Origin of the sequence: Pseudomonas sp. 21LCFQ02 (assembly GCF_024129895.2) — a bacterium.
Classification (GTDB): Bacteria; Pseudomonadota; Gammaproteobacteria; order Pseudomonadales; family Pseudomonadaceae; genus Aquipseudomonas.
This window is the reverse complement of record NZ_CM178749.1, coordinates 870,887-886,016: the sequence shown is the minus strand read 5'-3', so window position 1 is coordinate 886,016 and position 15,130 is coordinate 870,887. Positions and strand designations below refer to the sequence as shown.

General features: G+C 61.0%; 12 protein-coding genes. 11 read left to right on the top strand and 1 reads right to left on the bottom strand.

Translation table 11 applies throughout. The annotated features are described in order from the left end of the window. Positions 1–129 precede the first annotated feature (129 nt). The 8 genes from NJC40_RS04155 (at position 130) to fdhA (ending at position 11,003) form a co-directional block, all read left to right on the top strand. Positions 130–1,362: an IS4 family transposase gene (locus NJC40_RS04155; protein ID WP_492180501.1), complete on the top strand. Its 1,233-nt coding sequence runs from the start codon at positions 130–132 to the stop codon at positions 1,360–1,362. 551 nt (positions 1,363–1,913) lie between these two features. After that, positions 1,914–3,167, top strand: a complete 1,254-nt coding sequence (gene glyA, locus NJC40_RS04150) for a serine hydroxymethyltransferase (protein ID WP_253143049.1) — start codon at positions 1,914–1,916, stop codon at positions 3,165–3,167. A 17-nt stretch (positions 3,168–3,184) separates the two neighbouring features. After that, positions 3,185–4,435: a sarcosine oxidase subunit beta family protein gene (locus tag NJC40_RS04145; RefSeq protein ID WP_045484477.1), complete on the top strand. Its 1,251-nt coding sequence runs from the start codon at positions 3,185–3,187 to the stop codon at positions 4,433–4,435. 15 nt (positions 4,436–4,450) lie between these two features. Beyond that, complete coding sequence (locus tag NJC40_RS04140; protein ID WP_045484475.1) at positions 4,451–4,747, top strand: sarcosine oxidase subunit delta; 297 nt, start codon at positions 4,451–4,453, stop codon at positions 4,745–4,747. After that, positions 4,744–7,764 carry a sarcosine oxidase subunit alpha gene (locus NJC40_RS04135; protein WP_045484472.1) on the top strand — a complete coding sequence of 1,007 codons (3,021 nt, stop codon included), beginning with the start codon at positions 4,744–4,746 and terminating at the stop codon, positions 7,762–7,764. Before NJC40_RS04140 ends, NJC40_RS04135 begins: the two co-directional genes overlap by 4 nt. A 105-nt stretch (positions 7,765–7,869) precedes the next feature. Continuing rightward, a complete protein-coding gene (locus NJC40_RS04130; protein WP_253117850.1) occupies positions 7,870–8,502 on the top strand; it encodes a sarcosine oxidase subunit gamma in 633 nt (210 codons plus the stop codon). 98 nt (positions 8,503–8,600) lie between these two features. After that, on the top strand, positions 8,601–9,458 hold the full coding sequence (locus tag NJC40_RS04125) for a formyltetrahydrofolate deformylase (RefSeq protein ID WP_253143048.1): 858 nt from the start codon (positions 8,601–8,603) through the stop codon (positions 9,456–9,458). Between the two features lie 345 nt (positions 9,459–9,803). Continuing rightward, complete coding sequence (gene fdhA / locus NJC40_RS04120) at positions 9,804–11,003, top strand: formaldehyde dehydrogenase, glutathione-independent (RefSeq protein WP_045484463.1); 1,200 nt, start codon at positions 9,804–9,806, stop codon at positions 11,001–11,003. 55 nt (positions 11,004–11,058) lie between these two features. On the opposite strand, the gene yihG is transcribed toward fdhA, so the two are convergent. Further along, entirely contained in the window at positions 11,059–11,955 is an 897-nt protein-coding gene (yihG, locus tag NJC40_RS04115; protein WP_253142374.1) for a 1-acylglycerol-3-phosphate O-acyltransferase, YihG family, read from the bottom strand. Between the two features lie 162 nt (positions 11,956–12,117). Here yihG and rloA2 point away from each other — a divergent pair, with 162 nt between their 5' ends. The 3 genes from rloA2 (at position 12,118) to creC (ending at position 14,955) form a co-directional block, all read left to right on the top strand. Next, complete coding sequence (gene rloA2 / locus NJC40_RS04110; protein ID WP_253116995.1) at positions 12,118–12,621, top strand: retropepsin-like aspartic peptidase RloA2; 504 nt, start codon at positions 12,118–12,120, stop codon at positions 12,619–12,621. A gap of 222 nt (positions 12,622–12,843) precedes the next feature. Further along, positions 12,844–13,536 (top strand): two-component system response regulator CreB, encoded by a 693-nt coding sequence (gene creB / locus NJC40_RS04105; RefSeq protein WP_253117000.1) that lies wholly within the window; start codon positions 12,844–12,846, stop codon positions 13,534–13,536. Beyond that, entirely contained in the window at positions 13,537–14,955 is a 1,419-nt protein-coding gene (creC, locus tag NJC40_RS04100) for a two-component system sensor histidine kinase CreC (RefSeq protein WP_253142375.1), read from the top strand. The last annotated feature ends 175 nt before the right edge of the window (positions 14,956–15,130 follow it).

The window sequence follows — 15,130 nt, the reverse complement described above, 5'->3', positions numbered from 1 at the left end:
CGCGAGCAACCGGAGCGCCGGCCGGCTCTTCCCACAGAGATCTGTGGTGCTTAACAGAACAGTATTGCGACTAAAGCCAATACTGTTCAGTTAGACGAAGTGAATGCTGGCCGAGCTATCCTCCTGTAAATGGCTCAGGAGGACACGCCTGTGGCTCGGACACGCAAATGCCTTCCAGACTCCCTCGATCTGGCTCATTTGATCAGTGCAGGTGTGTTGATAAACAGCTGTCCTCGTACCTTGATCGACGAAGTTCTCAAACAAACAGGACGCGGCAGCCAACGTGAACGTCTGTTAACTGCCCCCACCGTTGTCTATTACGTAATGGCCATGGCGCTTTGGCGTGACGCTCCGCTCGAAGAGGTTTTACGGATCGTCTGTGAGGGCGCGAACTGGCTCAATATTGGCGCCGGAGCTCATCCTCACAACCTCCAACTACCCACCAAATCGGCGATTTCGGCCGCCCGCAACCGGCTAGGTGCCAAAGTCATGCAGGGTCTCGCACAACGGGTGCTACGCCCGCTGGCCACGCCCGAGACCCGAGGTGCCTGGTATCGTGGTTGGCGCTTGATGGGCCTTGATGGCACCGTCCTCGACGTGGCTGACGAGCAAGCCAACGCCGACTACTTTGGCTACCCGCCTTCATCGAGAGGTAGCAGTGCGTTTCCACAACTGCGGCTCGTCAACCTGGTCGAGTGCGGAACCCATGTCATCACGGCGGCCCAGCTTGGGAATTGCCGCCAGAGCGAGCAAACCCTGGCAGAGCGATTGTTGCCCGAACATCTTCGATCTGACGAGTTACTGATGGCCGACCGGGGCTTCTACAGCTTCAAGCTTTGGAGTTTGGCGACTCAGTGTGGAGGTAAATTGCTTTGGCGAGTCAAAAGTACCGTCAAGCTGCCAGTCGAAGAATGCCTCAGTGATGGCTCGTATTTGAGTACGACGTACGAACTCCATGGCCGAAACCGAAAAAACAGCCATCGCGTACGGGTCGTGGAGTTCACTCTGGTGGATGAGGAGGGGCAACTGGGTGAGCGCTACCGACTGGTGACCAACCTGCTAGTGCCTGAGGAAGCTCCTGCAGCAGAGTTGGCCGCCTTGTATCACGAGCGCTGGGAGGTCGAAAACGTCTTCGATGAACTCAAAACCCATTTGCGCGGAGCCAGCACGGTACTGCGCAGCAAGAAGCCCGAACTGGTCAAGCAAGAGATGTGGAGTTTTCTACTGGCACATTTTGCAATCCGCCAGTTGATGATCCAGGCGGCTGATAAGGCAGCGATCGACCCGGACAGGCTGGGTTTTACGAACGCCGTGTGGGTAGTCAGAAGGAAGCTGCCGCAAGCGGCAGCTTTTCCCCCCTGAGCACGTCGAACTTTGGCGTGAATCGGTTTTGAAAGAGATCTTGCGCGGCAAGTGCATCAGCAGTCGAGGCAAGGCCAATCCGCGAGGCGTTAAGCGCAAGATGAGCGGCTATCCCGTCCGACGACGAGGACAGCCCCTCAATCGGCCATGTAGTCAAGTACCCATTTTTGCTTAAGTGAACAGTATTGCGACTAAAGCCGCTCCTGCAATGACCCGCGTCACTTGTCTGAATACGCCATTCCCCTCTCCCGATTCCCCTCTTTTTCCCGGTAAAACCGCCGCAGCCCTCGGTTGCTGTGGCTCGCCTGCTGATCGCGCAAAGGCACGGTTTACAGGGCTTTGCGCGTCACTTGCAGGGCTTTTCAGGGGCGCCGCGACGACGGCGCATGGCGGAATGTTCCACGCCGTCAAATCCATGTCGTAAAAGCACCTTTGCGTGGCGTGTGCAGGCATCTGGGCAGGACGCCGCCGGCCTACCATCTCAGCCACTGGGTGATGAACCCACCCTATCCAATAATGAATGGCGCCGCGACGCCGCTGGGGAGACCGCGATGTTCAGCAAACAAGACCAGATTCAGGGTTATGACGATGCACTGTTGGCGGCCATCAATGCCGAAGAGCAGCGTCAGGAAGACCACATTGAACTGATCGCCTCTGAAAACTACACCAGCAAGCGCGTCATGCAAGCGCAGGGCAGTGGCCTGACCAACAAGTACGCCGAAGGGTATCCGGGCAAGCGTTACTACGGCGGCTGCGAGCACGTCGACAAGGTCGAGCAACTGGCCATCGATCGCGCCAAAGAGCTGTTCGGCGCTGATTACGCCAACGTCCAGCCGCACTCCGGCTCCTCGGCCAACTCGGCGGTCTACCTGGCGCTGCTGCAAGCCGGCGACACCATCCTGGGCATGAGCCTGGCCCATGGCGGTCACCTGACCCACGGTGCCAAGGTTTCTTCGTCGGGCAAGCTGTACAACGCCGTGCAGTACGGGATCGACACCGACACCGGTCTGATCAACTACGACGAAGTCGAGCGCCTGGCCATCGAGCACAAGCCAAAGATGATCGTTGCCGGTTTTTCGGCCTACTCCAAGACCCTGGACTTCCCGCGCTTTCGCGCCATCGCTGACAAGGTCGGTGCGCTGCTGTTCGTCGACATGGCCCACGTGGCCGGTCTGGTCGCAGCGGGCCTGTACCCCAACCCGATCCCGTTCGCTGACGTGGTGACCACCACCACCCACAAGACCCTGCGCGGTCCACGTGGCGGCCTGATCCTGGCCAAGGCCAACGAAGAGATCGAGAAAAAACTCAACGCCGCCGTATTCCCCGGCGCTCAGGGCGGCCCGCTGATGCACGTCATCGCCGCCAAGGCCGTGTGCTTCAAAGAGGCGCTGGAGCCAGGCTTCAAGGCTTACCAGCAGCAGGTCATCAATAATGCCCAGGCCATGGCCAAGGTGTTTATCGACCGCGGCTTCGACGTGGTCTCCGGCGGTACTGACAACCACTTGTTCCTGGTCAGCCTGATCCGTCAGGGCCTGACCGGTAAAGATGCTGACGCCGCCCTGGGCCGCGCGCACATCACCGTCAACAAGAACGCCGTACCGAATGACCCGCAGTCGCCGTTCGTGACTTCGGGCCTGCGGATCGGCACCCCGGCTGTCACCAGCCGTGGCTTCAAAGAAACCCAATGCATCGAGCTGGCCGGCTGGATCTGCGACATCCTCGACAACCTCGGCGATGCCGATGTCGAGGCTAACGTCGCCAGCCATGTTGCCGCCCTGTGCGCCGATTTCCCGGTTTACCGCTGAGTCAGGAGTCGCCTTACATGAAACGTTATTCGGGCTTCGGCCTTTTCAAGCACTCCCTCAGCCACCACGAGAACTGGCAGCGCATGTGGCGCACGCCAACGCCCAAGCAGGTCTACGATGTGGTCATCGTCGGCGGTGGCGGCCATGGTCTGGCGACCGCCTACTACCTGGCCAAGGAACACGGCATCACCAACGTGGCGGTGATCGAGAAGGGTTATCTGGGCGGCGGCAACACCGCCCGTAACACCACTATCGTGCGCTCCAACTACCTGTGGGACGAATCGGCCCACCTGTACGAGCACGCCATGAAGTTGTGGGAAGGCCTGTCGCAGGACATCAACTACAACGTGATGTTCTCCCAGCGCGGCGTCTACAACCTGTGCCACACCCTGCAGGACATCCGTGATTCTGAGCGTCGGGTCAGCGCCAACCGCCTCAACGGGGTGGACGGTGAGCTGCTCAACACTGAACAGGTCGCGGCCGAGATTCCGTACCTGGACTGCTCGAAGAACACCCGCTACCCGATCCTCGGCGCCACCGTACAACGCCGTGGCGGCGTGGCTCGTCACGATGCTGTGGCCTGGGGCTATGCCCGTGCCGCCGACGCCCTGGGCGTCGACCTGATCCAGCAGACCGAAGTGACCGGTTTTCGCAAGCAGAACGGCGTGTGCATCGGTGTCGAAACCACCAAGGGCTTCATTGGCGCCAAGCGCGTCGGAGTGGTCACTGCCGGTAACTCCGGGCACATGGCCAAACTGGCGGGCTTCCGTCTGCCGCTGGAATCGCACCCGCTGCAGGCGCTGGTTTCCGAGCCGATCAAGCCGATCATCGACAGCGTGATCATGTCCAACGCCGTACACGGTTACATCAGCCAGTCCGACAAGGGCGACCTGGTGATCGGTGCCGGTATCGACGGCTGGGTCGGCTACGGCCAGCGCGGTTCGTACCCGGTGATCGAGCACACCATCCAGGCCATCGTCGAGATGTTCCCGATCCTGTCGCGGGTGCGCATGAACCGTCAGTGGGGCGGTATCGTCGACACTTCGCCGGATGCCTGCCCGATCATCTCCAAGACACCGGTGCCGAACATGTTCTTCAACTGCGGTTGGGGTACCGGTGGCTTCAAGGCCACGCCGGGTTCGGGCAACGTGTTTGCCGCCAGTCTTGCCAAGGGCGAGATGCACCCGTTGGCGGCACCGTTCTCCATCGACCGTTTCCACAACGGTGCCCTCATCGACGAACACGGCGCTGCTGCCGTCGCTCACTAACAGGAGAGTCCGAACATGTTGCAAATCTTCTGTCCTCACTGTGGCGAGCTGCGCTCCGAAGAGGAATTCCACTCGGCCGGCCAGGCGCACATTCCGCGCCCGCTGGACCCGAATGCCTGCACCGACGAGCAGTGGGGCGACTACATGTTTTTCCGTGATAACCCGCGCGGTATTCACCATGAACTGTGGGACCACGCTGCCGGCTGCCGTCAGTACTTCAACGTCACCCGCAATACCGTGACCTACGAAATTCTCGAAACCTATCCGATTGGCGCCAAGCCACAGTTCACCGCCGAGGGAGAAAAGGTATGAGCCAGACCAATCGTCTACCCAATGGCGGCCGTATCGACCGTAGCAAGGTGCTGAACTTCACCTTCAACGGTCAGACCTACCAAGGCTTTGCCGGTGACTCTCTGGCGTCCGCTCTGCTGGCCAACGGCGTTGATGTGATCGGCCGCAGCTTCAAGTACTCGCGCCCGCGCGGCATCTTTGCCGCCGGTGCCGAAGAGCCGAACGCTGTGTTGCAACTCGGTGCCACCGAGGCCACCCAGATTCCGAACGTGCGGGCCACACAACAGGCGCTATACACCGGGCTGGTCGCCACCAGCACCAACGGCTGGCCAAGCGTGAACACCGACGTGATGGGTATCTTGGGTAAAGTCGGCGGCAAGATGATGCCACCGGGCTTCTACTACAAGACCTTCATGTACCCGCAGTCGTTCTGGATGACTTACGAAAAGTACATCCGCAAGGCCGCAGGTCTCGGCCGTTCTCCTCTGGAAAACGACCCTGACCGTTACGACAACTACAACCAGCACTGCGACGTGCTGGTGGTCGGTTCCGGCCCTGCCGGTCTGGCCGCAGCCCTGGCCGCTGCGCGCAGCGGTGCCCGGGTGATCCTGGCTGACGAACAGGAAGAGTTCGGCGGCAGCCTGCTCGACACCCGCGAAAGCCTGGACGGCAAGCCGGCCACCGAATGGGTTGCCAGCGTGGTTGCCGAACTGGCGGGCCTGAAGAACGTCGTGCTGCTGCCTCGCGCTACGGTCAACGGCTACCACGACCACAACTTCCTGACCATTCACGAGCGTCTGACCGACCACCTGGGTGACCGTGCGCCGATCGGCCAGGTTCGCCACCGTGTGCACCGTGTACGTGCCAAGCGGGTTGTGCTGGCCACTGGTACCCACGAGCGGCCGCTGGTTTACGCCAACAACGACGTACCGGGCAACATGCTGGCCGGTGCCGTGTCGACCTACGTGCGTCGTTATGGCGTGGCACCGGGCAAGAAGCTGGTGCTGTCGACCAACAATGATTATGCCTACCGCGTGGCGCTGGACTGGCTGGATGCCGGCCTGCAAGTGGTGGCGATTGCCGATGCCCGTCATAACCCGCGTGGTTCGCTGGTTGAAGAAGCGCGTGCCAAAGGCCTGCGCATCCTGACCTCCAGTGCGGTGATCGAAGCCCGTGGCACCAAGCGTGTGACCGGTGCCCGCGTGGCGGCCATCGACCTGAAAAGCATGAAAGTCACCAGCCCTGGTGAATGGCTCGATGCTGACCTGATCGCCAGCTCCGGCGGCTACAGCCCGGTCGTGCACCTGGCTTCGCACCTGGGCGGCCGTCCGGTATGGCGTGAAGACATTCTTGGCTTCGTGGCCGGCGATGCCCCTCAGAAGCGTGTTTGCGTCGGTGGTCTGAACGGCGTTTACAGCCTGGGCGACACCCTGGCCGATGGTTTCGAAGGTGGCGTGCGTGCGGCCAGCGAAGCCGGTTTCCAGGCGGTCGAAGGCGTGCTGCCGAAAACCGTAAGTCGTACCGAAGAGCCGACTGTCGCGCTGTTCCAGGTGCCGCACGACAAGGGCACCGCCCGTGCGCCGAAGCAGTTCGTCGACCTGCAGAACGACGTCACCGCAGCGGCCATTGAACTGGCAACCCGTGAGGGCTTCGAGTCGGTCGAGCACGTCAAGCGCTACACCGCGCTGGGCTTCGGTACTGATCAGGGCAAACTGGGTAACGTCAACGGTCTGGCCATCGCCGCCCGTTCGCTGAACGTGACCATCCCCGAGATGGGCACCACCATGTTCCGCCCCAACTACACACCGGTGACCTTCGGTGCGGTGGCCGGCCGTCACTGCGGTCACCTCTTCGAGCCAGTGCGTTTCACCGCACTGCACGCCTGGCACGTGAAAAACGGCGCCGAGTTCGAAGACGTCGGCCAGTGGAAGCGCCCTTGGTACTTCCCCAAAGGTGGTGAAGACATGCACGCGGCCGTGGCCCGTGAGTGCAAGGCAGTGCGTGACAGCGTCGGCCTGCTGGACGCTTCGACCCTCGGCAAGATCGACATCCAGGGCCCGGATGCCCGCGAGTTCCTCAACCGCGTTTACACCAACGCCTGGACCAAGCTGGATGTGGGCAAAGCGCGTTACGGCCTGATGTGTAAAGAAGACGGCATGGTATTCGACGACGGCGTGACCGCCTGTGTCGGCGACAACCATTTCGTGATGACCACCACCACCGGCGGCGCGGCGCGCGTTCTGCAGTGGCTGGAGCTGTATCAGCAGACCGAATGGCCGGACCTGAAGGTGTACTTCACCTCCGTGACCGACCACTGGGCGACCCTGACCCTGTCGGGCCCGAACAGTCGCAAACTGCTGTCGGAACTGACCGACATCGACCTGGGCCGTGAAGCGTTCCCGTTCATGACCTGGAAAGAAGGCGAAGTGGCCGGCGTACCGGCGCGGATCTTCCGGATTTCGTTCACCGGCGAGCTGTCGTACGAAGTCAACGTCCAGGCTGACTACGCCATGGGTGTGCTGGAGAAGATCGCCGAGGCCGGCAAGAAGTACAACCTGACCCCGTACGGCACCGAAACCATGCACGTGCTGCGGGCCGAGAAGGGCTTCATCATCGTAGGCCAGGACACTGACTCCTCGATGACCCCGGACGACCTGAACATGGGCTGGTGTGTGGGCCGCACCAAACCGTTCTCGTGGATCGGCTGGCGTGGCATGAACCGCGAAGACTGCGTGCGCGAGCAGCGCAAGCAACTGGTCGGTCTCAAGCCGCTGGACCCGAAACGCTGGCTGCCGGAAGGTGCCCAGTTGGTGTTCGATCCTAACCAGTCGATCCCGATGAAGATGGTCGGTCACGTGACCTCCAGCTACGCGCACAACTCGTTGGGCTATTCGTTTGCCCTGGCCGTGGTCAAAGGCGGTATCAACCGTATGGGCGAGAAGGTCTACGCACCGCTGGCCGATGGCAGCGTGATCGAGGCCGAGATCGTTTCGACCGTGTTCTTCGATCCGAAGAACGAGCGCCAGAACATCGAGTAATGGGAGGTCTGTAGGAGCAGCCTTGCTCGCGAAGACCTTCGCGACCAAGGTCGCTCCTACAGAGTCGAAGCCCGGTTGTACAACAGAATTGATAACAGGTGCGTCATGACTACAGTCAACGTATACCAGCAACGTCCAACCACCGGTGCCAAGGCCGAGCAACCGCTGTTCCACGCGGGCCTGGACAAACTGGTTGGTAAAGGCAACACCAACCCTGGCGTGTCGCTGCGCGACAAGAACCTGCTGGGTCACCTGACCATTCGTGGTAATGGTCATGACAAGGCTTTCGCAACCGGCGTTAAAAAAGCCCTGGGTCTGGAACTGCCAGGCCCGCTGGGTCTGGTGATCGACGGCGAGCGCTCGCTGCAATGGCTTGGCCCCGATGAGTGGGTACTGATCGTACCGACCGGGACCGAACTGGAAACCGAGCAGAAGCTGCGCGCTGCGCTGGACGGTCAGCATATTGCTATCGTCAACGTCAGCGGCGGCTGGTCGATTCTTGAGCTGAGCGGCCCGAACGTGGTCGATGTGCTGAAAAAATCCACCAGCTACGATGTTCACCCCAGCAACTTCCCGGTCGGCAAGGCCGTGGGTACGGTGTTCGCCAAGTCGCAACTGGTGATTCGCCGCACCGGCGAAGAAACCTGGGAGCTGCTGGTGCGCCGCAGCTTCTCCGACTACTGGTGGCTGTGGCTGCAGGATGCTTCGGCGGAATACGGCCTGGGTATCAAGGGCTGATTGATCTGTCGCAGGAGCGGCTTTAGCCGCGATCGGGCCTGACCCTTTCGCGGCTAAAGCCGCTCCTGCCGGTTTCACATCTGCAAAAAGGATGACTCATGAGCCGTGCCCCCGATACCTGGATTCTCACCGCCGACTGCCCCAGCGTCTTGGGTACTGTTGATGCGGTTACGCGCTACCTGTTCGAGCAGGGCTGCTATGTCACCGAGCATCATTCGTTCGATGACCGGTTGTCCGCGCGCTTTTTCATTCGTGTTGAATTCCGCCAGCCAGATGGCTTTGACGAGGCTGCCTTTCGCAGTGGCCTTGCCGAGCGTGGCGCGGGGTTCGGGATGGTCTTCGAGCTGACGGCCCCCAACTACCGCCCCAAAGTCGTGATCATGGTCTCCAAGGCCGATCATTGCCTCAACGATCTGCTGTACCGCCAGCGGATCAATCAGTTGTCGATGGACGTGGTCGCGGTGGTCTCCAACCATCCGGATCTGGAGCCGTTGGCCGCCTGGCATTCGATTCCCTACTATCACTTCCCGCTGGATCCGAACGACAAGCCGGGTCAGGAAGCCAAGGTGATGCAGGTGGTCGAAGAGTCCGGCGCAGAGCTGGTGATTCTTGCCCGTTACATGCAGGTCCTGTCGCCGGAGTTGTGCCGCAAGCTCGATGGCAAGGCCATCAACATTCACCACTCGCTGTTGCCGGGTTTCAAGGGCGCCAAGCCTTATCACCAGGCCTACAACAAGGGCGTGAAGATGGTTGGCGCCACGGCGCACTACATCAATAACGACCTCGACGAAGGGCCGATCATTGCCCAGGGCGTGGAAGTGGTCGACCACTCGTACTACCCCGAAGACCTGATCGCCAGGGGCCGCGATATCGAGTGCCTGACGCTGGCGCGGGCTGTGGGTTATCACATCGAGCGGCGGGTGTTTCTCAACGCCAACCGCACCGTCGTTCTGTAACCCGGCCTCTCAGGTTTACCTCCGTGCCTCAGTCCGCTTTGCGGGCTGAGGCTCTGTCGTTTTAAACACGCAAATCCCGGATGAGCTTCTATGCTCAATTCCGGCGTTTTGGCCTGGCTGAAATTCAGGTCCGGACAAAATCGCGGCTTATTTCTGTGCTTGTCGTTTTTGAGATAGCTGAGGGCGGTGTGACCGAAAAAGCCCGGTTTGAATCGGCGCATCCTTAGCTGCAAGCGACACGTTGTGCGTGGCAGGTTCAGTGGCGGGCCGATGCCTGGCCAGATTCGACACTGAGCACCAAGCGTGCGGCGACTCCTCGTTAAAAAAAACTAGAGAGGTGACAAGATGTCTGGAAATCGCGGTGTGGTGTATCTCGGCGCTGGCAAGGTCGAAGTACAAAAAATCGATTACCCGAAAATGCAGGACCCGCGCGGCAAGAAGATTGAGCACGGTGTGATCCTCAAGGTGGTCGCCACCAACATCTGTGGTTCCGACCAGCACATGGTGCGTGGCCGTACCACGGCGCAGATCGGTCTGGTATTGGGCCACGAGATCACCGGTGAAGTGATCGAGAAAGGCTCGGACGTCGAGAGCCTGAAAATCGGTGACCTGGTCTCGGTGCCGTTCAACGTGGCGTGCGGTCGTTGCCGCTCGTGCAAAGAGATGCACACCGGCGTGTGCCTGACCGTCAACCCGGCCCGTCCGGGCGGTGCTTACGGTTACGTTGACATGGGCGACTGGACCGGTGGCCAGGCCGAGTACGTGCTGGTGCCCTACGCCGACTTCAACCTGCTGAAACTGCCGAACCGCGACAAGGCCATGGAAAAGATCCGTGACCTGACCTGCCTGTCGGACATTCTGCCTACCGGCTTCCACGGTGCGGTGACCGCTGGCGTTGGCCCAGGCAGCACGGTCTATGTCGCCGGCGCCGGCCCTGTGGGTCTGGCCGCTGCCGCTTCGGCGCGCCTGCTCGGCGCTGCCGTGGTGATCGTCGGTGACCTGAACCCTGCGCGTCTGGCGCATGCCAAGGCCCAGGGCTTTGAAATCGCCGACCTGTCGACCGACACCCCGCTGCATGAACAGATCGCCGCGCTGCTGGGCGAGCCGGAAGTGGACTGCGCGATCGACGCCGTGGGCTTCGAAGCCCGTGGCCACGGCCATGAAGGTGCCAAGCACGAGGCACCGGCCACGGTGCTCAACTCGTTGATGCAGGTGACTCGCGTGGCGGGCAAGATCGGTATTCCGGGCCTGTACGTGACCGAAGACCCCGGTGCAGTAGACGCGGCGGCCAAAAACGGCGCCCTGAGCATCCGCTTCGGCCTGGGCTGGGCCAAGTCGCACAGCTTCCACACCGGCCAGACCCCGACCATGAAGTACAACCGCCAGCTGATGCAGGCGATCATGTGGGACCGTCTGAACATCGCTGAAATCGTTGGCGTGCAGGTGATCAGCCTGGATCAGGCTCCGGCTGGCTACGGCGAGTTCGATGCAGGCGTGCCGAAGAAATTCGTCATCGACCCGCACAAGACCTTCAGCGCCGCTTGATGTAATTCGCGGCTGAAGCCGCTCCTAACAGGAGCGGCTTCAGCCGCGATCCGCTTCATTCACCGCGATTCATTTCCTGCTTCAACTGCGCAATCCGCGCATTCTTCTCGACCCATAGCTGGTTGACCCAGGCCTGGACCTGGCCACGAAATTCAGGATCGTTCTCGTAGTCGCCCTGCCACAGTGCGGGGTCGAGCGCGCGGGTCTGGATATCGACAACCACCTTGGGCACGCTCCCGCACAGCAAATCCCAGAAACCGGGCGGCGGGCTGCCGGGGTAGACCACGGTCACATCGAGGACCGCATCGAGTTGCTCACCCATCGCCGCCAGCACAAAGGCCACGCCACCGGCCTTGGGCTTGAGCAGGTATTGATGCGGCGACTGCTGGGCGGCGTGTTTGGCCTGGGTAAAGCGGGTACCTTCCAGATAATTGACGATGGTTACCGGCTGGCGCTTGAACAGCTCGCAGGCCGCCTTGGTGATTTCCAGATCCTGGCCTTTGAGTTGCGGATTTTTGGCCAGGAAAGCCTTGCTGTAGCGCTTCATGAACGGATAATCCAGCGCCCACCAGGCCAGCCCCAGAAACGGCACCCAAATGAGCTCCTTTTTCAGGAAGAACTTGAAAAATGGCGTGCGGCGGTTCAGCGCTTGAACCAGCGCCGGAATATCCACCCAGGACTGATGATTGCTGATCACCAGATAGGAAGTATCACGGCGCAGTTGTGCGGCGCCACGAATGTCCCATTGGGTGGGCAGGGTGAGTGCGAAAATGCGTTTATTGATCTCTGCCCAGGTTTCCGCGATCCACATCACGGCCTTGGAGCAGTGGTCGCGCATGTCGCCCTGAAAGATCAGCTTGAGCAGGGCGAATGCCAGCAGCGGCCCGATCAGGATCAGGGTGTTGAGCAGCAGCAAGAGGGTGACGAAACAGCCGGTGAGGGCGCGGCGCATAGGCATCTCTGGGATATTGGCGGTCAGTCATGATAAATACCCCGGCCTGACGCGCCAATGATACAGATGCTGACAAATGTTTCCGGTCGGCGAACCAAGCACGGCGCTGCTGTCTAAAACCGGACGCCAACCGGGCGCCCGATACTCTAAGGAGTCCTCCAAGTGAAGAACACTCTCGTGCTGTTGTCTCTGCTGGCGATGCCGGCTCTGGCGGCCGACCCGACCCTGTACGGCCGCTACGAGCACATCAAGATTGCGCAAGTGGGCGAAACCTTCAAGGCCAAGATGGACACCGGTGCGCTGACCGCTTCGTTATCGGCCAAGGATATCGAGCTGTTCCAGCGCGACGGCGAACAATGGGTGCGTTTTCGTCTGGCCGCTGACGGTGCCAGTAACAAGCTGTTCGAACACAAGGTCGCGCGGGTCAGCAAGATCAAAGGCCGTGCCGACGAAGACGACGAGGACGAAGACCGCATCGACCCGGCCAAGCGCCCGGTGGTCGAGTTGCAACTGTGCCTGGGCAAGCAGCAGCGCACCGTCGAGGTCAATCTGGTAGACCGCAGCCACTTCAACTATCCGCTGTTGATCGGCGCCAAGGCACTGCGTGAGTTTGATGCAGCGGTGGACCCGGCCAAGCGGTATACCGCCAAACAACCGGATTGCTGATCAGGCACCTTTAATACTACCTACTGGCTGGGCGCCTGTGGCGCTACGCGCGCCAGCGCTGCGTTAAAAACACGCTCGGAATGCTCATGTACTCCAGTACACTCCGCTTCCTCGCTTGTTTTTGCCTTGCGCTGACTGCCTCGCCTACGTTTTAAAGGCACCTGATTGACGAACAGGGTGGGATCGCGCACCTTCTGTCGGTCCCGTTCAATGCCCGAAATCATGCCGCATATCCTGATTGTCGAAGACGAAGTCGCGATTGCCGACACCCTGATCTATGCCCTGCAAGGCGAGGGCTTCACCAGCACCTGGCTGAGCCTCGGCCAGGCCGCAGTGGAGCATCAGCGCCAGACCCCGGCCGACCTGATCATTCTTGATGTCGGCCTGCCGGATATCAGCGGTTTTGAAACCTGCAAACAATTGCGCCGCTTCAGCGATGTGCCGGTGATGTTCCTCACTGCGCGCAATGCCGAGATCGACCGGGTGGTGGGCCTGGAGATTGGCGCTGACGATTATGTGGTCAAGCCGTTCAGCCCCCGTGAGGTGGCGGCGCGGGTCAAGGCGATTCTCAAGCGCATGCTGCCCCGTGAACTGCCGGTGGCCGTGCCGGCGAGCGGCAACGGTCTGTTTCAGGTCGATCTGGAACGCTTCCAGATCAGCTATCGCCAGCAGCCGCTGAGCCTGACCCGTCATGAGTTTCGCCTGTTGCAATGCCTGCTGGAACAGCCCGAGCGGGTATTCAGCCGCGAGCAGTTGCTCGATGCCCTGGGGGTGGTCGCCGATGCCGGCTACGAGCGCAACATCGACAGCCACATCAAGAGCCTGCGCGCCAAGCTGCGGGCGGTCGCCGCCGATGCCGAGCCGATCCAGACCCATCGCGGTATCGGTTACAGCTTCAGCCCGGGCAACAGCTAAATGTCGCTGAGCATCCGGATATTTCTGGTCTACGCGGTATTCATCGCCCTGACCGGCTATTTCGTGCTCAGCACGGTGATGAAGGAAGTTCGCCCCGGCGTGCGTCAGTCAACCGAGGAAACCCTGGTAGACACCGCCAACCTGCTGGCGGAAATCTTCCGCGCTGACGTGCGTGATGGCACGCTCGGGCAGAGCCGCTTCAACGAAGTGCTGCAGGATTACGGCGTGCGTCAGCCGCAGGCAACCATCTGGGAACTGCCGAAGAATCAGGTCAGCAACCGTATCTACGTGACCGATGCCAAGGGCGTCGTGTTGCTGGACTCCAGTGGCGAGGCGGTCGGCCAGGACTATTCGCGCTGGAACGACGTGTATCTGACCCTGCGCGGCCAATACGGTGCACGCTCGACTCGCAGCGACCCTGAAGACCCCAACTCGTCGGTGATGCATGTCGGTGCGCCGATTCGTGACCAAGGACAGATTATTGGTGTGGTGACTGTGGCCAAGCCCAATAGCTCGTTGCAGCCCTACATTGAGCGGGCCGAGCGACGTTTGCTGTGGTATGGCGGCGGGTTGATGGTGCTGGGCCTGCTGCTGGGGGCGTTGTTTTCCTGGTGGCTCAGCTCTGCGCTGCGGCGCCTGACCCGTTATGCCCAGGCGGTCAGCGAAGGGCGGCGCGCTGAGCTGCCGCATTACCGGGGCGGCGAGATGGAGCAGTTATCCACAGCGGTGGAGCGCATGCGTATCCAGCTCGAAGGTAAAGCCTATGTCGAGCGTTACGTGCACACCCTGACCCACGAACTGAAAAGCCCGTTGGCGGCGATCCGCGGCGCCGCTGAACTATTGCACGACGATATGCCGACGGCCCAGCGCCAGCGCTTTGCCGGCAATATCGAAGATGAAAGCCAGCGCATGCAGCAGTTGATCGAACGCCTGCTGAACCTGGCGATGGTCGAGCAGCGCCAGGAGCTTGAAGAGCGAGTGGCCTTGCCGCTGGCCGAACTGCTCGATGAACTGCTGCTGGCCCGCAGCCTGGCCGTCGAGCGCCTGGATCTGAAGGTCGAGCGGCAGATCAACACCTCGCTGTGCCTGCACGGTGAACGCTTTCTGCTCAGCCAGGCGCTGGCCAACCTGCTGGACAACGCGCTGGACTTCACCCCGACCGGCGGGTTACTGCGCCTGGCGGCCGAACCCCGGGACGGGCGTATTTACCTCTTGCTGTTCAACACCGCCGAACCGATTCCCGACTATGCCTTGCCGCGTTTGTGCGAGCGCTTCTACTCCCTGCCGCGTCCGCATACCGGGCGTAAAAGCACCGGGCTGGGGCTGAACTTCGTCGCCGAGGTGGTGCAGCTGCATGGCGGCGAACTGCGGATCGAGAATGTGGAGGGTGGGGTGTTGGTGAGCCTGTGGCTGGCGTAGGAGCGGATTTATCCGCGAATGATGCTGTTCGCTGCTGAAGCAGCTCCTACGCAGACGATACCGGTCCGACATGCCATACGTATTCCCACACAATCTCCACACAGCCCCCATCATCACCCCACATAGCCCGCGCAGACTGTCTCCCATAGCAAACAGGGAGAGTCCCCATGAATAC